The 20,087-nt window shown below is 66.8% G+C and carries 19 protein-coding genes and 3 pseudogenes; 5 read left to right on the forward strand and 17 right to left on the reverse strand.

The window, feature by feature from the left end; genetic code table 11:
• Nucleotides 1-159: 159 nt before the first annotated feature.
• Genes OG972_RS44250 through OG972_RS44275 form a run of 6 tightly spaced genes read right to left on the reverse strand, consistent with a single transcriptional unit; the run spans nt 160 to nt 5,282 of the window.
• A complete protein-coding gene (locus OG972_RS44250) occupies nt 160-1,164 on the reverse strand; it encodes an amidohydrolase family protein (protein WP_266992199.1) in 1,005 nt (334 codons plus the stop codon).
• Nucleotides 1,161-1,691, reverse strand: a complete 531-nt coding sequence (locus OG972_RS44255; RefSeq protein ID WP_266992200.1) for a 3-hydroxyanthranilate 3,4-dioxygenase — start codon at nt 1,689-1,691, stop codon at nt 1,161-1,163. Before OG972_RS44255 ends, OG972_RS44250 begins: the two co-directional genes overlap by 4 nt.
• 33 nt (nt 1,692-1,724) lie before the next feature.
• Nucleotides 1,725-2,153, reverse strand: coding sequence for a RidA family protein (locus OG972_RS44260; protein WP_266992201.1), 429 nt, complete (start codon nt 2,151-2,153; stop codon nt 1,725-1,727).
• Nucleotides 2,146-2,964, reverse strand: coding sequence for a 2-keto-4-pentenoate hydratase (locus OG972_RS44265; protein ID WP_266992202.1), 819 nt, complete (start codon nt 2,962-2,964; stop codon nt 2,146-2,148). Before OG972_RS44265 ends, OG972_RS44260 begins: the two co-directional genes overlap by 8 nt.
• On the reverse strand, nt 2,961-3,776 hold the full coding sequence (locus OG972_RS44270) for a 2-keto-4-pentenoate hydratase (protein ID WP_266992203.1): 816 nt from the start codon (nt 3,774-3,776) through the stop codon (nt 2,961-2,963). The genes OG972_RS44265 and OG972_RS44270 overlap by 4 nt, the downstream gene beginning before the upstream one ends.
• Nucleotides 3,777-3,821: 45 nt before the next feature.
• Entirely contained in the window at nt 3,822-5,282 is a 1,461-nt protein-coding gene (locus tag OG972_RS44275) for a 2-hydroxymuconic semialdehyde dehydrogenase (protein WP_266992998.1), read from the reverse strand.
• Between the two features lie 53 nt (nt 5,283-5,335).
• Between OG972_RS44275 and OG972_RS44280 the strand changes: the two genes are divergently transcribed.
• Complete coding sequence (locus OG972_RS44280; protein ID WP_266993000.1) at nt 5,336-5,887, forward strand: LysR family transcriptional regulator; 552 nt, start codon at nt 5,336-5,338, stop codon at nt 5,885-5,887.
• Nucleotides 5,888-5,892: 5 nt separating this feature from the next.
• Here OG972_RS44280 and OG972_RS44285 read toward each other — a convergent pair whose 3' ends face one another.
• On the reverse strand, nt 5,893-6,447 hold the full coding sequence (locus tag OG972_RS44285) for a flavin reductase family protein (protein ID WP_266992204.1): 555 nt from the start codon (nt 6,445-6,447) through the stop codon (nt 5,893-5,895).
• A gap of 247 nt (nt 6,448-6,694) precedes the next feature.
• Between OG972_RS44285 and OG972_RS44290 the strand changes: the two are divergent.
• A pseudogene (locus tag OG972_RS44290) lies at nt 6,695-6,910 on the forward strand (SOS response-associated peptidase family protein); the annotation flags it as partial.
• Nucleotides 6,911-7,032: 122 nt separating this feature from the next.
• Here the strand turns inward: OG972_RS44290 and OG972_RS44295 are convergent.
• Complete coding sequence (locus OG972_RS44295; protein WP_266992205.1) at nt 7,033-8,493, reverse strand: hypothetical protein; 1,461 nt, start codon at nt 8,491-8,493, stop codon at nt 7,033-7,035.
• A 178-nt stretch (nt 8,494-8,671) separates the two neighbouring features.
• Here OG972_RS44295 and OG972_RS44300 point away from each other — a divergent pair, with 178 nt between their 5' ends.
• Together OG972_RS44300 and OG972_RS44305 are read left to right on the forward strand one after the other, a co-directional pair.
• Nucleotides 8,672-8,800: a hypothetical protein gene (locus tag OG972_RS44300; RefSeq protein ID WP_266992206.1), complete on the forward strand. Its 129-nt coding sequence runs from the start codon at nt 8,672-8,674 to the stop codon at nt 8,798-8,800.
• Nucleotides 8,801-8,897: 97 nt separating this feature from the next.
• A pseudogene (locus tag OG972_RS44305) lies at nt 8,898-9,014 on the forward strand (methionine synthase); the annotation flags it as partial.
• Between the two features lie 119 nt (nt 9,015-9,133).
• Here the strand turns inward: OG972_RS44305 and OG972_RS44310 are convergent.
• Nucleotides 9,134-10,336: an IS110 family transposase gene (locus OG972_RS44310; protein WP_266989955.1), complete on the reverse strand. Its 1,203-nt coding sequence runs from the start codon at nt 10,334-10,336 to the stop codon at nt 9,134-9,136.
• 628 nt (nt 10,337-10,964) lie between these two features.
• Here OG972_RS44310 and OG972_RS44315 point away from each other — a divergent pair.
• Entirely contained in the window at nt 10,965-11,531 is a 567-nt protein-coding gene (locus tag OG972_RS44315) for a hypothetical protein (RefSeq protein ID WP_266992207.1), read from the forward strand.
• On the opposite strand, the gene OG972_RS44320 is transcribed toward OG972_RS44315, so the two are convergent.
• The 8 genes and pseudogenes from OG972_RS44320 to OG972_RS44355 all read right to left on the reverse strand — a co-directional run bounded on the left by OG972_RS44320 (nt 11,449) and on the right by OG972_RS44355 (nt 20,061).
• Nucleotides 11,449-12,279, reverse strand: a complete 831-nt coding sequence (locus tag OG972_RS44320; RefSeq protein WP_266992208.1) for an IS5 family transposase — start codon at nt 12,277-12,279, stop codon at nt 11,449-11,451. The genes OG972_RS44315 and OG972_RS44320 overlap by 83 nt on opposite strands.
• 271 nt (nt 12,280-12,550) lie before the next feature.
• On the reverse strand, nt 12,551-13,198 hold the full coding sequence (locus OG972_RS44325; protein WP_323135985.1) for a hypothetical protein: 648 nt from the start codon (nt 13,196-13,198) through the stop codon (nt 12,551-12,553).
• Between the two features lie 122 nt (nt 13,199-13,320).
• Nucleotides 13,321-13,518, reverse strand: a pseudogene (locus OG972_RS44330) (IS1182 family transposase); the annotation flags it as partial.
• Between the two features lie 224 nt (nt 13,519-13,742).
• The gene (locus OG972_RS44335; protein ID WP_266992209.1) at nt 13,743-15,458 is read right to left on the reverse strand and encodes an IS1182 family transposase; all 1,716 of its coding nucleotides are present in this window, start codon (nt 15,456-15,458) and stop codon (nt 13,743-13,745) included.
• A 207-nt stretch (nt 15,459-15,665) separates the two neighbouring features.
• The gene (locus OG972_RS44340; protein WP_266992210.1) at nt 15,666-16,763 is read right to left on the reverse strand and encodes a helix-turn-helix domain-containing protein; all 1,098 of its coding nucleotides are present in this window, start codon (nt 16,761-16,763) and stop codon (nt 15,666-15,668) included.
• Nucleotides 16,764-17,006: 243 nt separating this feature from the next.
• Nucleotides 17,007-17,465 (reverse strand): pyridoxamine 5'-phosphate oxidase family protein, encoded by a 459-nt coding sequence (locus OG972_RS44345; RefSeq protein WP_266992211.1) that lies wholly within the window; start codon nt 17,463-17,465, stop codon nt 17,007-17,009.
• Nucleotides 17,466-17,859: 394 nt separating this feature from the next.
• On the reverse strand, nt 17,860-18,753 hold the full coding sequence (locus OG972_RS44350; RefSeq protein WP_266992212.1) for an NADP-dependent oxidoreductase: 894 nt from the start codon (nt 18,751-18,753) through the stop codon (nt 17,860-17,862).
• A gap of 660 nt (nt 18,754-19,413) precedes the next feature.
• Complete coding sequence (locus OG972_RS44355; RefSeq protein WP_266992213.1) at nt 19,414-20,061, reverse strand: nitroreductase family protein; 648 nt, start codon at nt 20,059-20,061, stop codon at nt 19,414-19,416.
• Nucleotides 20,062-20,087 lie beyond the last annotated feature (26 nt).

The raw sequence follows: 20,087 nt of genomic DNA on the forward strand, positions 1-20,087 counted from the left end.
AAGATCTAGAGCCACAAGGACCTCAGCGCAAGTACGGGCCGGACGCAGGAAAGAATCCGAAACCGCCCGTACTCGCGCTCTCTCCGCCGAGATTCTCATCGTGGAAAGCGGACTTGCCGCGCGCCTCCGCCGGTGAAGGCAAAGGTGGCTCTGGGTTGCTCATGCCGCCTGCGGCGAGGGTAGAGAGAGGAACTTCGCGGCATTGCCGCCGAGCAGCTGGGCCCGGTCGGGTGCGGAGAGGAAGTCCGCCTTGCGTACGACGTGACCGACGGGCCGCTCACCGAGCGGATAGGGGTAGTCGCTGCCGAGCATGACGTTGTCGACCCCGAGGACGTCGACCAGCAGACGCAACGACGGGGGGTTGAAGACCACGGTGTCGACGGAGAACCGGCCGATGTATTCCGAAGGCGGTTTCGCCGAGACTCCCACCACGTCCTGGCGCTCGTGCCAAGCGTTCTCGAGCCTTCCAAGCCAGAAGGCGAACGATCCGCCGCCATGCGCGAAGCAGATCTTCAGGCTGTCCGGCACCTTGTCGAACACGCCGCCCAGGATCACGGCGAGCAGTGACAGGTGGGTTTCGGCAGGCATTCCCGTCAGCCACTGCGACATCCATCGGTCCAGGCGGGGCGACGTGGGCATGTCCCACGGGTGGACGAAGACCGGGGCCCCTACCTCGGCGCAGTGCTGCAGGAACATGACGATGCCCTCGTCGTCCAGGTCGCGGTCGCCGACGTGGTTCCCGATCTCCACGCCAAGGTGACCGGCCCGCAGGCACCGGTCCAGCTCGGCGCAGGCCAGCTCCGGGTCCTGCAGGGGAACTTGGCAGAAGGGCAGCAGCCGCCCCTTGGCGGGTTCGCAGATGTCGAGTGCGAGATCGTTGAAGATCTTCGCGATCTCCAGACCCTTCGCAGGCGTTTGGTCGTACGAGAAGAACACCGGGGTGGGAGAGACGACCTGGGCGTCGATGGCGTCGTTGGCCATGTCGCTCAGTCGTACCTCATGGTCCCAGCAGTCGGAGAAGATGCGCCGGAACTCCCGTGAGCCGACCATAATGGTTGCCTCACGAACGCTGTCGATCCGCAGTCGGGGCGCATCGGTGCCTTCGCCCAACACTGGCCAGCCACGGGGTACGTAGTGGGTGTGGACGTCGATCACTGGGCTCATTGGGCGATCCTGCCGGGGTGCACTGTGCCGCACTTCGGGCATATGCGGAGGGCCTCGTCGTCGTAGAACTTTTCGAAGACCGGCGGCAGGTCGGCCACGATGTTCCGCACCTGGAGTTCGACCTCGTGTACCAGTGCGTCGCAGTTGAGGCAGTACCACTGGAACTTCTCCAGGGTGCCTTCGTTCCGGACGCGCTCGATCACGATCCCGACTGACCCGCTTTCGGGCCGCTGCGGCGAATGCGGCTGGTTCCCGGGCAGCAGCCACATCTCGCCTTCTCGGATGTGGATCGTCTTTGCGCCCTCGTCGGTCATCAGGTTGACGTACATGTCGCCCTTGACCTGGTAGAACCATTCCTCGTACGGGTCGACGTGGTAGTCGGTCCGCTCGTTGGGGCCGCCGACGACCTGCACGATGAAGTCGCCGGTACGCTCCCACATCTGCTTGTTGTTCACCGGGGGCTTGAGCAGGTGCTGGTGCTCCTCGACCCACTGGGTGAAGTTCAGCACGGGGTGGAATTCAGTCATGACGCTGTCGTCCTTTCCGGGGTGTTGACTGGCTCACGCGTCGGCGCGGTTCCTGGGCGCGAAAGCCACTGCTTGGATCTCGATGACCAGGTGAGGGTGCGGCAGTTGGTGCACGGCCACGGTCGTCCTGGTCGGTCCTGTTTCGTCGAAGTAGCGGCCGTAGACTTCGTTGTAGCCACCGAAGTCGTTCATGTTCACGAGGTAGCTCGTTACCTGGACCACGTCGGAGAGGGTGGCGCCAACCGAGGCGAGGATGTCCTTGATATTCTCGAGCACCTCGCGGGTCTGCGCCCGGATGTCGAGGGTGGTGGTTCCAAATGCGTCGACGTCCGCGCCAACGATGGTGTTGTCAGGCCGTCGGCTGCTCGTGCCCGACACGTAGACGAAGTCGCCTGCCACCTTGACGTGGGGGAACCGTCCGCGGGGTGTCGCCTTGCCCGCAACGACCTTGGCCTCACTCATCGTTGGCTCCTGCCAGCGAGTCCGACCCGGCCACGGTGAAGCGCACGCGGCCCAGTCCTGATACCGACGTGCTGACCGCCGTCCCCGCCCGGAGAGCGACGGCGGGCGTCGCGGCTCCCGCGAGAAGGACAGTGCCCGCGGACAGTGTGATCTGGTATCGCGCAGCCATGCGCACTGCGGCGGTCACCGCGCGCAGCGGGTCTCCGAGGATGGCGGCGGTTGAGCCGGCACCCACGATCCTGCCGTCCGTCTCGAAGAGGACTCCGCGGTTGTCGAGACCCTCGCCGATCGGGCGCCATGCTCCTATGACCGCCCCGGAAGCGCTGGTGTTGTCGGCCACCACATCGGCCAGGTCGAAGCGGAAGTCGCGGAACCGCGAGTCGATGATCTCCATTGCGGGGGCGACCGCGTCGACGATGTCAGTGGCCTGCCCGTTCCACTCCCCCGGCGCGAGGTCACGGGAGAGCCGGAACGCGAGCTCGGGTTCGGCGCGGGGATGAATGTAGTCGCCCAGGTTGATCTCGCCGCCGTCGGCAACCAGCATGCCGGAGGTGAGTCGGCCGATGATGACCTCAGACACGCCCATCTGTGCCGCCTTGGTGCGGCTGGTGAAGCCGAGCTTGATCCCCAGCGGGTGCTCGCATCTGGCGAGCCGTCGGCCGGCGACCGCCCGCTGGACGGCGTAGGCGGTGTCCAACGAGATCTTGTGGCTCTGTGAGAGCTGGGCACACGCCGTGCGCGTCATGGCGGCGGCATCGAGGCGACTCGCCAGGTCCTCGACGAGAGAGTCCGTGGCTACGTGGGTGCTCATACCGGTGTCGCCTCCTTCGATTCGGCAATGAAACTCGCTCGGACTTCGCCGATTCCTTCGAACCGCGCGAGGTAGCTTCCCGGCGCGGTGACGGGCACCATCGGTCCCCAGGCGCCGGCGAGGATCACCTCACCGGCTCGCAGCGGTCGACCGCGTCGAGCCACCTCGCGAGCCAGCCAGGAGACCGCGTTCACGGGGGACCCCAGGCATGCCGCTCCCGCGCCGGTCGACACCGGCTCGCCGTGGTGCTCGAGCGTCATGCCGAGGGTGGCGAGGTCAAGTTCGGACAGCCGCTTCGGGGAGGCGCCGAGGACAACGGCGCCGCTGGACGCGTTGTCCGCCACGGTGTCGCTGATCCGTATGTCCCAGTCGGCGATCCGTGAATCCACGATTTCGATGGCCGGCAGCACGAAATCAGTCGCGCGTACGACGTCCGCAACAGTGGCCTCAGCGGTGAGATCGGCGCCGAGTACGAAGGCGATCTCGGCCTCGACCCGTGGCTGGCTGAACCGGGACAGCGCTATGTCCGTCCGGTCCGCGAGAACCATGTCGTCCAGCAGCACCCCGAAGTCGGGTTGGTAGACCCCGAACTGACGCTGCACCGACTCCGACGTCAGCCCGATCTTGCGGCCGACCGCCCGGCTCCCGCGCTGGATCTTGTGCTCGATAATCCTGTTCTGCACCGCGTAGCCGGCGTCGATGTCGGACGCGCCGAGCAGGTCGCGTACGGGACCCGCAGGCACTCCCTCCCGCTCGGCGCGCAGCAGCCTTTCGGCAGCGGCGGATATGGCCCCGTCAGGTGGGACGCCCATGGGCTCGCTTCCTTTCCCTGTGGTTGTTCGTGCGCGGGCGGGAGTTCACAGCGACAGGCACACGTTGGTGGGTTCGCTGTAGAAGTGCAGCGAGTGCGCGCCGCCCTCGCGCCCGATCCCCGAGAGTCCGACGCCACCGAACGGCGCCCGCAGATCGCGCAGATACCAGGTGTTGACCCATGCCATGCCGGCCCGCATGGCGCCAGCCACCCGGTGTCCGCGTCCGAGGTCGGTGGTCCACACCGCCGCGGCGAGGCCGTAGTCGCTGTCGTTCGCCAGGCGAATCGCCTGGTCCTCGGTGTCGAACGGCACCAGCGCGGCGACCGGGCCGAAGATCTCCTCGCGCAGGATGCGGTGCGAGTTGTGCAGACCCGTCCATACCGCGGGCCTGACCCAGGAGCCGCCGTCAAGTTCGGCGCCCAGCTCGGGAATGCCGCCGCCGGCCAGCAGTTTCGCGCCTTCCTCCGCGGCGATGTCGTAGTAGGACAGCACCTTTTCTCGATGCTTCTGCGAGATCAGTGGACCTGTCGTGGTGGCCGGGTCGTCGGGCCTGCCGAAACGCAACGCGTCCGCGTGTGCGGCCAGGCCCGCGGCGACTTCGTCGAACACGCCGCGCTGGACGTATATCCGCTCCGTGCACAGGCAGATCTGGCCGGTGTTGGTGAACGTCGAGCGAGCCAGGCCTTCGATGGTGCGTTCGATGTCCGCGTCGTCGAAGACAACAGCGGCGTTCTTACCGCCCAGTTCGAACGATACCGGCAGGACACGGGGCGCGACCGTCCGCATGATCGCGGAACCTGTTGCCGACTCGCCGGTGAACGTGATGCCGTCGACGTCGGGGTGGGTCGTTATGTATTCGCCGGCCGAACCCTTGCCGAACCCGTGCACGACGTTGAACGCACCCGCAGGCGCCCCGGCCTCGGCGATGATCTCGGCCAGCAGAGTTGCGCTGGAGGGGGTCTCCTCCGATGGCTTGACCACCACGGCGTTACCTGAGGCGAGGGCGGGCGCGACCTTCCAGGTCAGCAGCAGCAGAGGAAGGTTCCAGGGAACGATCACCCCGACCACGCCAAGCGGCTTGCGTACCGCATAGTTCAGCGCTTGACCGTTAGCGCCATCGGTGAGGAAGGAATCGAGCCCTGCGCCTGCGATGATGTCGGCAGCCGCGCGGAAATTGGCCGCGGCGCGGGCGACGTCCAGCGTCCTTGCCAGTGGAACCGGCTTCCCCGTGTCGGCGACCTCGGCCGACAGCAGATCCTCGAATCGCTCGTCGATCCGGTCAGCGATGCGGCGCAGCAGGGCCACCCGTCGAGTCGCGGTGTAGCGGCCCCAGTCGCCGTCGAGGGCTCCGCGGGCGGCGCGCACTGCGCGATCCACGATTCCTCGGTCGGCTTCCGCGACCCTGGCCACGAGCGAGCCGTCAACCGGGCTGATCTTGTCGAACAGTTCGCCCCCGTCGACGAACTGCCCGCCCACGAAGTTCCGCAGCACCGCCACGTCCGTCATCTCTGCCATCCCTTGACCTGTGACCGTGTTGCCACGATCTGGTTTTGCCAGTTATGCGTCGAAACCATCGTGATCACCTCGCGCTATGCCTGCCAAATACCTATCTGCTGATTCGATATGCGTTCTCGATATATCGGACTCACTGCACGGAGAATGCCGGAGAATCGGTGACCTCCCGAGAGCCATCCCGGTTGCTCGACGGCCACGAGGTCCCAAAGCGTCGTGCCTACCGACGCCATTGCGGGTCACGGCCCTGGCGTCGGAGCAGCGCAGCTGCCGAACTCCACATGACCCAGCCGGTGGTGACACGAGCTGTGCGCGAGTTGGCGGAGATCCTCGATGTCGAGTTGTTCGAATGCTGCGGGCGGCGAGGACTGATCCCGACCATGTTCGGTGAGGGGTTCACGGAGCACGCACGCGCCATCCTGGCCCGGGCCCGACCGCCGGAACGGCACGTCACGGAGTTCGACGACGCCCTCAGGGTGCTCCGCTCTGATCACGGAGGACGACGCGCGGGTGTGCCGATGCCGCTGGAGCCCGTCGGGCACGGTGTTGGGCACACCCTCCGGCATCGCGGAACCCGGCCTCGGCCGCGGACGCAGTGATCCGCTCACTTCGTGCTGGTGCCCTCGGGCCTCGAGCCACGGGCCAGTTCAGCTCCGAGATCGTGATAGCGGGATTTGTGCCAGACCAACGGATCCAGGTCGTCACGCTCCGTCGCGCCGTGCTCGAGCGACTCGCCGACGAAGATTGTGTGGTCGCCGCCGTCGTAGGCGGCCCACTTCCGACACAGGAACCAGGCGAGCGCGCCGGCTATGGTCGGGCAGCCGTCCTTCCATTCCATCTTCACGTCCAGTGCGACACTCCATGGCTGTCGCGCGTAGAAGTCGGCGATGTCGCCCTGGTCCTTGCCCATGATGTTCAGCGCGAAGTACCCGTCGCCGCTGTGCAGCAGTTGATGCATGCGACCGGGCTTGTTGACGCTTACGGCACACAGGGGCGGGTCGAGCGACACCGACGCGAACGAACTGGCGGTCATCCCATGGACCCCATCGCCGTCGGCGATGGTCACCACTGAGACGCCACTGGGAAAGTGCCGCAACGCCTTGCGGAACAGGAGGGCGTCCGGATCACTGGGCGCATACGAACTGGACGGTGTTCCCACGGGATGTTCTCCTTCTGTCAGCCTCACTGACAACGGCGGCTCGCCGCCGCGTTTCGTACATCGTGATACCGAGAGACATGCCAGTCCAATGCAGATATGGGTTCCCGCAATACCCGAAGGGATATATCGCAGCGCGTCTCAATCCTGTGGCCCGAGGCCCTGACCTCCGGGTCCGGAGCCCCAGGGCCCGGGGTGCCACGGCCGTGGTCGCGCGGAGCGACGATCACCCCGCTTGGTACCGGACAGGACCCACGCAGCCGGCCGTGTTCATACCCGCATGCCGCTCGCCCTCACGGTGGACCACTGCGCCGCGTGGCTCGACCCCCATCATCAGGACCCGGACGAATTGCGCGCGCTGCTCACCCAGCCCGCCGACGGCCATCTGGACGCTCGACCGGTCTCCCCATCCGTCGACAACGTCTGCAACAACGGCCCTCAGCTCCGGGACGAGATCGCCGTGTAGGAGTGCGACTGTGGGGGACCAGTTCTCGGAGGCCTCAGCGGTGAGGATGTTGCAGGTGATCAACCAGGCGGCAGGGTCGTCTTCCTGTCCGGTCGCTCGCTGTTTGGGCCGGCGGTCCTTTTTTAGGCGCTGGTGCCGTCGGACGTGGTCAACGGTGGTCGCGTTGGCGAGGCAGGAGCTGGGAGCCTTGTTTCACCGCCGTACAGGGCAAGGCACTGGCCGTATTGGGTATGGAGTCTCGTGATCTGTTCACTGCTGCAGCGTTGGCCGGTGGCGGCTTCAAGGAGCTGGTCATACTGCGACAGGTCCAGCAGCCGGTCGCTGAGCGCAAAGGCAGAGCGGATGGGGCGGCGAACCCACCAGGAGCGGATCCACTCGACGGGGCGACGAATCAGGGTGTCGGAATAGCCGCTGACGTCGAGGGGGTTGGCCGCCGCTCGGACCGCGTCGGGGACGATGTCGAGGACCTGGTCGATGGCACCGTGCGGTGGGGCTCCGTTGGGCTCGGCACGCAGGGCTGTCAGGGCGTCGGCAAGCCGACGTCGGGCATCACGTGCGTCACGAAGGGTGGCGCAGCCCTCCAGAGCGTGTTGGAAGGATGCCAGGTCCCGTCGGAGTTTGCGGTGGGAGCGGCGCAGGTCGTCGATGGCGCTGGCGATATTGCCGTTGGTGCGCAGATGGTCGAGGAAGAGACTCAGAGCGGGCGGTAAGTAGAGCGGAAGGGGTCGCTCATTCTCATAGACCTCGCTGACCGCGCAGTGAAAGGCTTCGCCGACGGCGTTGTAGACGCGTTCCTGGACAGAGTTCCGAATGTGTTCAGTCAGCAGATGGTAGGTGGGAAGTCTTCGCAGAGACGGGATAAAGGGTAGCTGGAGGTGCGCGGCGGTTCGCCAGTAGACGAAGGTACGCAGGTGGGAGACCCCGCCGATCAGCCCGCCGCTGTGGAACCGGCCGATCTCGTCAAGCAGCTCGAACCCGAGGGTTCCAACTGGGTCAGTCCGCAGATCTCGCAAATCTTCCTCACGGTAGAAGCGCAATCCGCCGTGGATCGGGGAGCCTTCGAGTTCACCGCGGAGCGCTCCGAGGAGTTGTTGGCGCTCTTCCGGACCGTGATGCCGTTCATGGGCATCGTGGGCAAGGGTGGCTCTAATGCTCTCGCCCACAAAGTCGGGGGACGCCTGAAAAGCGAACTCTGGCGTCCGGTCCACGACGATATCGGCAAGGAACTGGGTCAATTCAGCCGATACCGGCATTGCAAGCGTCCGGGTATCGAGGGCAGTGAGGATTCCGCGCTCGAACAGGACCCGACGCAGGGTCAAGGAAGCCTCGTCCGCGGGCTTCCCGGAGTCGAGTACGTACACCCGGTCGTAGAGGAGAATCGCGTCGAGGAGCGTCGACAGGTGGATCAGGCGTTCCGCAGTGGTTGGCCCCCAAAAGATGTGGTGCCCCTCATCGACGAACATGCCCTCAGGCAGGACGTGTCCCCGATAGCCCGAAGGGACCCCCTCAAGCAGACGCGACGCCTCGCATACCATCGTCTGGTCGATCAGCACCGCGCTTCGCCCCGTGCCCGATATCCCCATTGCAGCCTCTCCTCGGTCTCCTGGTGACAGTACTGGCGGGAATGACCAACAGGCTTGAGAACGGCGCCCCCTCAGGCTGGTTGGCCGGATCAGGAGCGGTGTGCGTCGACGCATCCCAGGGGTTCGGATACGTCAGGCCGCTGAGAGGTTCGGTGGGTACAGCCTCATCACCTCACCCTTGCCCGTGCTGACCGAGGCACCGCTCCAGAACCTCGCCGGCTCCCCGCAGACCCGCCGAACGACAGCGAACCGCCTACTGCTGGATCTCACCCACCAGTTCGCAGTCGCCGAACTGCTCCAGTCCTGACAGACCGATCCGGGAGTTCGTCCTTCCGCGCGGCAATCGCACCCGTGAGGACAGTCCGAATCGACCGGCTCGGCCTACCGGTGTCACTCACGGCTACGACGATGCGACCAATGAGGTCGTCGAAGGCGTGACCCTGCTCTACGCCGGTGTCGTGCCGGGCACGGACGTCCCAATGTCAGGCCCTGCCGGTGGGGTATGGGTGTTCAGGACTCTGTGCGCGACCAAAGAGCCCTGGAAATGCGGACTTTGCTTGGCGGCTGGCCGCATTACTCCCGGTCTGCTGCTCATCCTCATGATGTCCGCGGCCGCGGGGGGGTGCCCCTATGGGTTTGGTCAAGGTGATGGGGCAGGTTGGGGTTCGTAGAAGGTGCCGTCGCGGAGCATCGCGAAGAGGACGTCCGCTCGTCGGCGGGCGAGGCAGAGGAGTGCTTGGGTGTGGTGTTTGCCCTGGCTGATCTTCTTGTCGTAGTAGGCCCTCGATCGTGGGTCGGCGAGGGCGGCGAACGCGGAGAGGAAGAAGGCTCGTTTGAGCTGCTTGTTTCCTCTTCGGGAAGGTTGTTCTCCGCGGATCGACGACCCCGAACTACGGGTTGTCGGGGCGAGGCCGGCGTAAGCGGCGAGGTGGGCGGCGGACGGGAACGAACTGCCGTCGCCGACGTCGATGAGGATCCTGGCTCCGGTCCTGACGCCGATCCCCGGCATGGACGTCAGGACTTTGGAAAGAGGGTGGGACTCCAGCAGTTCCTCGATCCGGGCGGCCAGGAGCTTTCGCTGGTCAAGCACTGCGGTCAGCGAGCCGGCGAGGCTCGGGACAATCAACGTGGCCGCGTCCGTGCCCGGGACGACGACGGTCTGTTCGTCCAGGGCGGCGAAGATCTCCTCGACCAGTCGCTCGGCCATTCTCGGGGCCTTCGGACGTATCAAGGTCACGAGCCGTCGTCTGCCGGCCTTGCGGATCTGGGCCGGGGATCCGAACCGTTCCAGCAGCATCAGGACGGCCGGGTGCTGGATCCGCGGACCGAGAACCCGCTCCAGATGCGGGTGGATCTGCGTCATCAGCCCCCGCAGACGGTTGGAGACTCTTGTTGCCTCGCCGGCCAGGTCGTCGTCGAAGCCCACGACCATTTCCAGCTCGGCGATGGTCTCGTCCTCGAGATCGACCGAGCGAAGTGTGTGAGGCATGACGCGGGCCGCGTCCGCGATGACGAACGCGTCGCGGGCGTCGGTCTTTGCCTCGCCCGGATAGAGGTCCGCGATCCGCCGCATCGTCAGGCCGGGCAGATAGGCGACCGGGCAGTCCATGTCCCGGGCCACCGCCAGCGGCAAAGCGCCGGTCGAGGCCGGCTGATCGACGACCACCAGCACGGTCCCGTGCTTGGCCTTCAGCTTGCCGAACACCTCGCGGAGCTTCGGCTCGCTGTTGGGCAGCCGCTTGTCGAAGGCTTTCTTCCCGGCCGGCGTGACGGCGGTGGCGTGGTGTTCGCCTTTGCCCACGTCCAGACCGAGGAAGGCACCGATGTCGCTGATGTCGATCACGCGCTTCCTCCGGTCGTCCTCACCCGGCCGTCCCACGGCACCGATCGCCACATCCACATTACGAAGAGCCTCCCGACCTGCGAAAAGGCCGGTGGTCATGCCCCTAATCAGCGGTCTGTCGATGCCTCCGGAGCCGGTGACACCACCCCCCAAGACATGCGATCGACAGGGGGAGAAAGTCATGCCAACTCCGGAGGCCGGGCGCCCCATTGCGGGGCCACCAAAACGGTAATGGGGGGGCGCCGTGTACCTCGACACGAAGCGGCGCAATACCGAGGATCCGCTCACCGGGGACCTGGGCGCGGCAATCTCGGCCTTCGCGGTCGTGGGCGCGCTCTTGGTGGCGATTGGGCTGGCGGCCGCGCCGCCGAGCTCAGCCGACCCGCCAGCCGCGCACTTGCTTGTGCGCACCGTGACGCGGGCCGAACGCCCGCGAGGTCTGGCGGCAACTACTCCCTCGCCCCGCGCACAGTACGGAACGTCTGTCAGTCGGCTGCAAATCTTCGTTAGTGCGTTGTGGCAAAGGGAGTCCCTGTTCGATGAGCAGGGGCTTCTTCGTGTGCGGGGCATGCTCGTGGAGCGGTAGGGGCAGGCGGCGGACGGCTTGTTGTTGATCGAGGAGGTTGCGATGCCGTCGGTGCTGGGGCTGATGGAACGGCGTGAGGCGCGGGCGAGGCAGGATCTGGAGTCCTGGACGGAGGTCCTGGAGCAGGCTCAGGTGGAGGTGGATGCCGCGCGGGAGCGGGTCGAGCGGGCCCGGGTGGGGCGTGAGGAGCTCGTGTCGGTGCTGGCCGAGGAGAGCACTGTGGATACGCCGGTGTCCGTGCCGTCCGGTGGTGGGGTGGCGACAGCTGCGGGGTCGAGCGGTTCCGGCGCGGGGCACGGCGAGCGGCCGCCGGCGTGGCGGTCGGGCATGGGCGAGGAGGTGCTCAGCGGTGTGTATCGGGAGGTGTTCGCCGCTGTCGTGGCCGCTCCGGGGCCGGTGAACGGGGTGGAGTTGACACGGGCGGTGGGCCGGGAGGCGGAGGTCAAAAACGAGGTGGAGAAGATCCGTCACCGTGCCTATGTGCTGGAGAAGCGGGGCTGGCTGGTGCGGGCGGACGACGGACGGTTCACGCCGGCGCCTGGGGCTGTCGCTCGGGCCGCTTGTCCGGCCAGCGTGGAGCGTCCCCGGCCAGGCGCCGGGACAGCCTGATCACGGCTGCCCACCACACCATCTGCTGGTGGTGGTCGGGGCGGCGTTCGTGGTCGCGGTTGAGGCGGCGTGAACGGGACAGCCAGCTCAGCGTGCGCTCGACCACCCACCGGCGGGCCAGTACGACAAATCCGCGTTGCCCGTCGGACCGGCGCACAACCTCGACCCGGACTCCGTGGCGGGAGAACGCCGCCGCCAGCGCCGGACCCTGATAGGCGCTGTCGACCCACACCAGTTTCAGCAGCCGGCCCGGCTCGTCCATGAACGCCTCCAGCAGCGCGGGGGCAGCCTTGGAGTCGTGGACGTCCGCTGTGGTCACGGTGACCTCCAGGAGCAGGCCCTCGGTGTCGGTCAGGACGTGGCGTTTGCGCCCGTCGCGTGATTTCCCGCCGTCGTACCCGCGACTGTCCTCACCCACGGTCTCGGAGGCATCGACCGACTGGCTGTCGATGATCCCCGCGCTGGGCTCGGCGTTGCGTCCTTTGCGTTCCCGCGCCGATCGGCGCAGGCGTTCGTACAGCTCACGCACGTAGTCGCAGGCACGCCAGCGGCGGAAGAAGTCGTAGACCGCCCGCCAGTACGGGAAGTCGACCGGCAGGGCCATCCACTTCACGCCGTTGTCGACGAGGTAGCGCACCGCGTCGAGCATCTCGCGGTGGCAGTACGCCTCCGGGCGCCCGCCCCGCTTGAGGAGCCAGGCCGGCACCGGCATCGCGGCGCGGACCTCGGCCCACTCCGCATCCGTCATGTCACTGGGATAGCAGCCTGCCCGCCGCCCTGGAGCGATCGAACCGAACCGGTGCACGTAGCAGTCACACCCAGGGGTGACCGTGGTGGACGCAGGCACCGAGTTACTGCTGAACTGACCGGGCAACGGGCTTCCTTGGTCGTGCTGGGTGTCGTAACCGCGTCACTACCAAGGGGCCCGTTCTTTCATGCCCGCAGCCGCACCCGAACCTCCGTCCGGATGACCACCCGCGCCGCACACCTCGAACAAGATCCGGTTTGCCACAACGCACTTAGACGCCCAACAAGGTGACAGCGCCGCCATGCCTCCCAAACTCATCAACATCACCCGACCGTGGTTTTGGGCGCCTCCCAAACCCATCGACAAGTGACGTCACTACTGCTCGATAAAGCCAGTCCTCGGCCTGGGCTGCGAGGAACTGCCTCCAGGTTGGTCCGGTACGACGTGGGGCGGGGTCGATGCCGGCCTGGTTGAGGATGTTCCACACGGTGGAGGCGGCCGTCTTGTGGCCGAGGCGGGTGAGTTCGCCGTGGATGCGCCGATGGCCCCATCCCGGGTTCTCGGCCGCCACGCGCAAGACCAGGGCTTTGACTGCGGGGCCCGTGGGCGGGCGTCCGGGGCGGCGACGCTGGCTGTAGTCCCACTTCTTCGCGACGAGTCTGCGGTGCCAGGCCGGCAGCGTGGCCGGGGTCATCGGGAAGACCTGGGCCCAGCGGCGGCGCGTTATCAGGTGTGAGAGCGCGGCGAACCACGGGCGGTCGGCTGGTTCGTAGCGTAGGCGTGGGACGTGTCGGCGCAGGCCCGCGTTCTCGTGGCGCAGCGCCAGCAACTCCGCGTCCTTCGTGACGTCACGCCGCAGCGGCAACGCGGGCAGCGACAGCAGGCGGCGGGTGACGGCGTACACCGTGGACAGGATCACGAAACATGATCCCAGACGCGGCAGAGCCGCTGCTCAGGCCCCTGTGCTCCCGGTTCTTTGCGGCGACGGGCTTCAAAGCGGGGCGACGATTCGTGTTTTTGAGCCCCACAGGCGAGGTTCTCGCGAACCTCGTCAGCAGCCTGCCGATCCGTCAAGTTGGCAGCCTTCTGCAGCACTGTGACCAGCGCCAGACGCCCCGGCGACCAGCCCGGCTTGCCCACCTGGCCAAACGCGTCAGCAAAGGCCGCGTCCGGGAACAGCTCCCCGAGCCGGTCACGAACCTGCACCGCCAGAGGCGCCTCCCGCCTGCCCCGATACATCGCCCGGATCGCCGCCGCGACCTGCGGATCCGGCTCAGGCCAGGACTGCGGCTGCATCGACACGACACACTCCGATCCCCCGAGGAACCACGACAAGATCAACGATCAGCATGATCCCATCCGCTGGAACCACCGCTCCCACAGCGATCAACTCCGCGTCACAGCAACCGAATTCGAATTAACCACCAAGATCGGGCAGGGATCTTGGTGGTTAATTCCAACTGTCATGCAGCAAGGGAGAGTTGGAGTCGGGCGAGGTGGCTGTGGTTGGCGCGGTCGAGGGGGTGGCCGTTCCACCAGGCGGCGATACGGATGAGGTTAAGGGCTGTGGCGCTGGTTGTGTGGTCGAGGTGGATCTTGGCCAGGCCGCGGTAGCGGGCGCGGCGTAGGCCGGTGGTGTGGGTGGCTTGGCGGATGGTGCCCTCGACGCCTGCGCGCAGGGCGTAGTTGCGGTTGAAGTCGTCGGTCTGTTGGTGGGCGCGGGCAGTTTGGATGGCCTCGGTGAGTTCGCGGGGTTGGAGGCTGAGCCGGCGGCGGTTGCTGCGGGCGCTGGTGCACTGGTCCTTGGAGGGGCAGGGGATGCAGTCCAGGGCGGCGAAGGATACGACGGTCTTGGCCACGCCTTCTTGGATGACATCGTTCCAGGTGGTGCTGGTCTTCCCGGCGGGGCAGATGGCCTGCTGGTTGTCCCAGTCGATGGTGAAGTCGGTAGCTGCGAAGCCTTGTTGGGCTTTGGCTTGGTGGGAGGTGTCGAGCAGGACCGGGGTGATCAAGGCGACGCCGTAGGCCTTGGCGGAGCCCACGATCAGTTCGGCACTGGGGTAGCCGGAGTCGAGGTAGTGCCGATTGGGCAGCAGCCGACGGCGCTCCAGGGCCTGGTGGATCGGTTCCAGGGCCTTGGTGTCCGGGAGGGTGGACGCGGTGGTGGCCACGTTCGTGATGATGTTCGGCCGGGCGGGACGGTCGCCGTCGGCCTGTGGGTGGCAGGTCTGCGACACGTGCAGCTTGAATCCGTTCCAGAACATGTCCCGCTTGGCGGACCAGCGGGCGTCGGTGTCATACGGGGAGGCCAGGCGTATCGGGCCGGGCGGCAGCCCGTCACCCCCGTCCTCGTCGCGCTCGCGGCGCCGGATCCGCAGCCTGCCGCCCCTACCCGGGGTGCGGGTGTAGTTCTGCACCAGCACGATCCGCAGGGTCTGCACCGCGGGCAGTTCGCGCAGCCATGCCGGGGATACCGGGGCGTAGAGGGCCTCCAGCAGGGTGTAGCCGTCCTTGGCGTAGTGCAGGGCGAGTTCGTCCTGCTTGGTCTTGGAGGAGGGCAGACGCCAGGTGTCGATCCGGTCCGCGTAGCGGCGGCTCCAGTCCTCCACGACCAGCGCCTGGTCAACCCAGTCGGGGCAAGCCGCAGCCAGGGCGTTCAGGGCCGCGCGCACGCTCTCGCCGACCAGCTCGAGCCGGTTCAGGTCCCGCACCGCGGCCACGATGTGCGTGGAGTCGGTGCGCTGGTTGCCGCCCGCCTCCACCAGTCCCAGCTCCAGCAGCCGCTCCAGCAGCAGGTCCAGCACCCGCTCCTCCAACCCGTGGGCGACGACACGGGAGCGGAACTCCGAGAGCACGCTGTGGTCGAAGCCCGGATCCTTCAGCGCCAGACCCAGCGCGTACTTCCAGGACAGGTTCTCCCGGACCTCGTCCGCGGCCTGCCGGTCGGTGAGGTTCGCGGCCTTCTGCAGCACCGTGACCAGCGCGAGCCGGCCCGGCGACCAGCCCGGCTTGCCCGCCCGCCCGAACCCGTCGGCGAAGGCAGCATCCGGGAACAGCTCGCCCAGCCGGTCACGGACCTGCACCGCCAGCGGGGCCTCCCGCCTGCCCGAGTACATCACCCGGACCGCCGCCGCGATCTGCGGATCCGGTTCAGGCCAAGGCTGGGGCTGCACCGACACGACACGCTCCGATCCGAGAAGACCCACGAGTGATCACCAGCGCTCATGATCCACCGTCTGCTCGTCGCGCTGCCACCCCTGGCGCACAGGCACGCCCACGACCGACTCCGCCAGCCATCTCGATCCCTGCCAACTCGACTTCAGTGCAGGGCAGTTGGAATTAACCACCAAGATCCCTGCCCCTGCCGAAAACCTCATCCACCGAGGTCAGGCTGCATGTTGGTATTCGTGGAGAGTGCCGCCGAGGCGGTCGCGTCGTCGTATGTCCAGGCGGGTTATCCCGTGCGGATCGGTGATCGGCGTGGGCAGCGGGTACAGCGGACGGGCGTTGGCGATGCCCTGATGGGGTCGGTGCCCGTTGTAGAAGTGTTCGAACTCGCGCAGGGCGTGGATCAGATGTCGCTGGTTCCAGATCAAGGTGCGGTCCAGCAGTTCGCGTCGGCAGGTCTGCACCCAGCGTTCCATGATCGAGTTCATTCGCGGCATCTGGACGCCACTGAGTACGACCTCTATCCCCGCATCCCGCAGGACCGTGTCGAACAGGTCGGAAAACTTTCCGTCCCGGTCCCGGATCAAGAACCGCGCCCGGCAGCCTGTGTCCTCCAAGTCCATGACCAGATTCTTCGCGGCCTGCACCACCCAAGCGCTGGACGGGTGCGCGGTCGCACCCAGGATGCGGATCCGGCGACTGCCGTGCTCGATCACCGCGAACACGAACAGCCGCGCCCCGGACAAGGAGACCGTCTCCAGAAAGTCGCAGGCCAGCAGGGCCTCGGCCTGGGAACACAGGAAGTCCGCCCAGGTACTCGAGCTCCGTTCGGGTGACGGGTCGATCCCGGCGTCCCTCAGGATCTCCCAGACGGTGGAGGCGGCCACTTTCACGCCGAGGACCATCAGTTCGCCGTGGATGCGGCGGTAGCCCCAGCTGGGGTTCTCCCGTGCCAGGCGCAGGACAAGAACGCGGATGGACTGCACGGTACGCGGCCGTCCCGGTCGTTTCGGGCGTGACGTGGCAGCGTGGCGGTGTGCGACCAGGTCGCGGTGCCAGCGCAGCACGGTGTCCGGCTGAACGAGCAGCCGTAGCCGGCGCAGTACGTCCAGCGGGAGCCGGTGCAGCAGCGCCGCCAGAAACGCCCGATCGCTCGGGCTGAACCGCACCTTCTCCTTACCGAGTTGACGCTCCAGCACCGACAGTTGGTGGCGCAGGGCGAGGATCTCGAGGTCCTTGTCCCTGTCGCCCATCGGCAGCAGGCGCAGCGTGGCGAACGTGTTCGTCACACCGAGGTAAGCCAGGCGCAGCAGCACGGTCGATCATGATGCCGCAGTGACCGCCGGCAGCGCGAGAGCCCTTGCTTGAGCGATCACTGTCGGCATCCGCGAAACCCGGCACACCCACCCCCACCAGGGCGGATGAGGTTATCGGCAAGGGCAGCGCCACCGCGCCAGTCCCCGACCCTGCTCCTGCTCCTGCTCCTGCTCCTGCAGACCTGCTACAAGATCGCCATGGGCATCACCATGGGGTACAGACGGCCCGATGTCGCATCAAACTTATGCCACACCGTAGTTGGCGGCCCACTCACGCTTCAGGTCGTCCTCGTTCGCGTGCCCGAACGTGTACGCCGGAGAGTCCACCCGCAGCACCCGGTCCACCCGGATCAGTACGGCCTCGTGGCACGGGTAGATGGGATCGCCGTGGGTGTTCAGCACCCACTGGCGGGACCAGTCGTACACCGGGTCGCCTTCCCCGCGGATCTCGGCTGTTCCCTTGAAGCGGTATCCCCGCCTGAGCAGGAAGTCGATCACGTTGACCTCAACCCGCGAATTGTGCCGCAGGTTCTCCACCGTATTGGGCGAGGCCATGTTCATGAATACCAGGTGATCGTCGTCGTAGACGCGCACGGACCCCTTCGGGGAGAGGTTCGGAGAGCCGTCCTCGCAGACCGTCGCAACGAACGCCAGCTTGGCGCTGGTGACGATCTGTCGCATGTCCTCAGTGATTATTCCCATCGCTCCTCAACCTTTCCTGCCGCGTCTGTGTGCCCCGCCTCCTGGGCCGTCACGGCGCAGTCTCTTTCGAGTGTGCGGTACAGCGGGCCGATGGCCTGGTCCGCGGAAGCCCTGGCTGCTCGCTCTGCACTGTTGCGCGGGCTTCCCGATCGCGTTGGGCGCCCGTTGTCCGCCGACACCCCGGTCAGTGATCGCATCCGCGCGGTTCCGGGGACCGTGTCCCGGAGCCCGGAACCCGACCGGCGGTCGGCGCCCCCCGTGGCGCCACCGTGAACCGGCCCGACCGCCTGATGCGCCCTCGCCTGGTGGGCACGGCTGCGCACGCGGCCGTGCCGTGTCCGGCGGGTGCTGTGAGTCGGTGTCAGGGCCGGGCGACGCCCCGTCGTGGATGTGCTCAGGTGAGCACGATCTTCTTGCCGCCGGCCTGCCCGGCGGACACCCGGGCGAAAGCGGCCGACCCCTCACTCAACGGGAGCGCTTCCACGTTCTGCTTCAGCTTCCCCTCCACGACCGCCTCCGCCAGATGGGTAAGCTGAGCGGCATCAGGCCGGACGTAGAGGTCCGTGCTGGTGATACCACGCTCTCCCGCTGGCGCGTCCGAGGTCAGCGACACCAGACGCCCACCGTCCCGCACCAGCGACAGCGCGGCCTGCGCGGTACCACCAGCAGCGATCAGCGCACCATCGAACCCACCACGAACCCGACCCGCCCAATCCGAGTCGTGGTAGTCGACAACCTCCAGCGCACCCAGACCACGCAGGCGCTCTGCGGCGGCAGCAGACGCGGTCGCGGTCACTTCGATGCCCTTGGCCGCGGCGAGCTGGATGGCCAGGGCTCCGGTGGCCCCGCCTCCGTTGGTGATCAGGAGCCGCTGTCCTCGGCTGAGGTCCAGCTTCTCCAGGGCCTGCAACGCGGTGAGCCCGTTGACCGGCAGTGCCGCCGCGTGCACGGCGTCCAGCCCGGGTGGGCAGGCTGCCGCGTGATCCGCGTTGATCAGAACGCGTTCCGCCCAGAAGCCGCTTCCCCCGGGCAGCGGGGCCTCGTGTGCGAGCACCCGGTCGCCTACGGCAAACCCGGCGACACCCGCGCCGACGGCCAGCACCTTGCCCGCGCCCTCCACACCCAGCGCCGCCGGGGGGCGCAGCCCCACGTCCCAGCCAGCGCCGTTTAGCAGTTGGTCCCACGGGCCGACCCCGGCCGCCTCAACCGCCACCAGGATCTGACCAGACCCGGGAGATGACGGTTCAGGCAACTCCAGCAGGGCGACTTCCTTCTCGGCCCCGGACACTCCGCACGCCTTCACAGTAGATCTTTGTCCTCTCACTCAGTCCGACCAGGAGGTACGGGCCGGAAACCCAAAGCAGGCAGCAGTGTCGACCTGGACACTCCGCACGCCTTCACAGTAGATCTTTGTTCTCTCACTCAGTCCGACCGACCGGTTCCACATCCCCAGGGCCTCGGACAGCAGCGTTGCCGCCGACGGCAGGTCGGCATCAGTCCGCGCCTCCTTCGCTCTCGCCACCACCTGCTTGAACCTGTTGAGGTCAAGGGCGTGCCACGGAGGCCGCGGCGCTCGACGAGCGGTACGCCGTGGACGTCGAGGCGCTGTCCGACCCGATCGGCGTCGACGAGATGGAGGCCCGCTTTGGCGCGGTCTGGATCTCGTCGACGCCTACCACCAGCAGTTCCTCGCCGAGTCGTTCGACGACCCCACGGTGCAGGTCGAGAACCCGATGCCGGGCGAGTGGGAGGTCCGCCGACGCCGTTGGGTCATCCGGGCCACCAACGATTGGGGCGCCGGCCGGCGACCCGCGACCGACATCGCGCGGGCCGTGATGACCGGCGGCGCCTGCCGCCGGTCTGGTTGTCCGGGGTGGGCCGACATCGAGGACCGAGGTGTCCGCGGCCTGCGGACTTCGGCCACAGTCGTTCCCGATGCCGGGGATGTTTAGACGAAGGTGAACAGCCGGTCGGCTTCGAAGCGCGAAATCGGGCTGTTGTACACCTTCGCGGGGTCGGGGTAGCCGAGGGTCAGCAGCACCGTCGTGGTGTGTCCGGTTTCGCGGATCTTGAATGCCTTGTCGACACTGGTCGGGTCGAATCCCTCGAGCGGCGTCGCTTCGACGCCGAGCTCAGCGGCCGCCATCATGGTCATGCCCAGCACCATGTAGGTCTGCTTTTCCATCCAGTGGTTCAGGTCCTTGTAGCTGTAGTTGCGCAGGTTGAGGAAGTCGCGGGTCATCGACTGCCACAGCGCGTTCTTCGCCGGATCGGGGAACCGACCGTCAGCGCTCTCCTTGTTGAATACGTCTTCGAGGTGGCTTTCGGGCACATCTGCCCGGGTGGTGAGGATGATGGTGTGCGACGCGTTCAGGATCTTCTCGCTGTTGTCTTGGAATCGTTCGCCCAGGTTGTCCGTGAGCTGCTTCTTGCCTTCGGCCGTAGCGAGGACGTAGAAGTGGTTGGGCTGGATGTTCACCGATGTCGGCGCGGAGCGCAGGAACCTCAACAGCTGCTGAAGGGTTTCTTCCGGGATGGTCTTACTGAGGTCGAAAGCCCTGGTGAGGTGCTTGTTCATGAGCTTGTCGAGATCCATGTCAACCTGCCTTCTTCTTGCAATCA

Origin of the sequence: Streptomyces sp. NBC_01669, from assembly GCF_026339735.1 — a bacterium.
Lineage (GTDB): Bacteria > Actinomycetota > Actinomycetes > Streptomycetales > Streptomycetaceae > Streptomyces > Streptomyces yanii.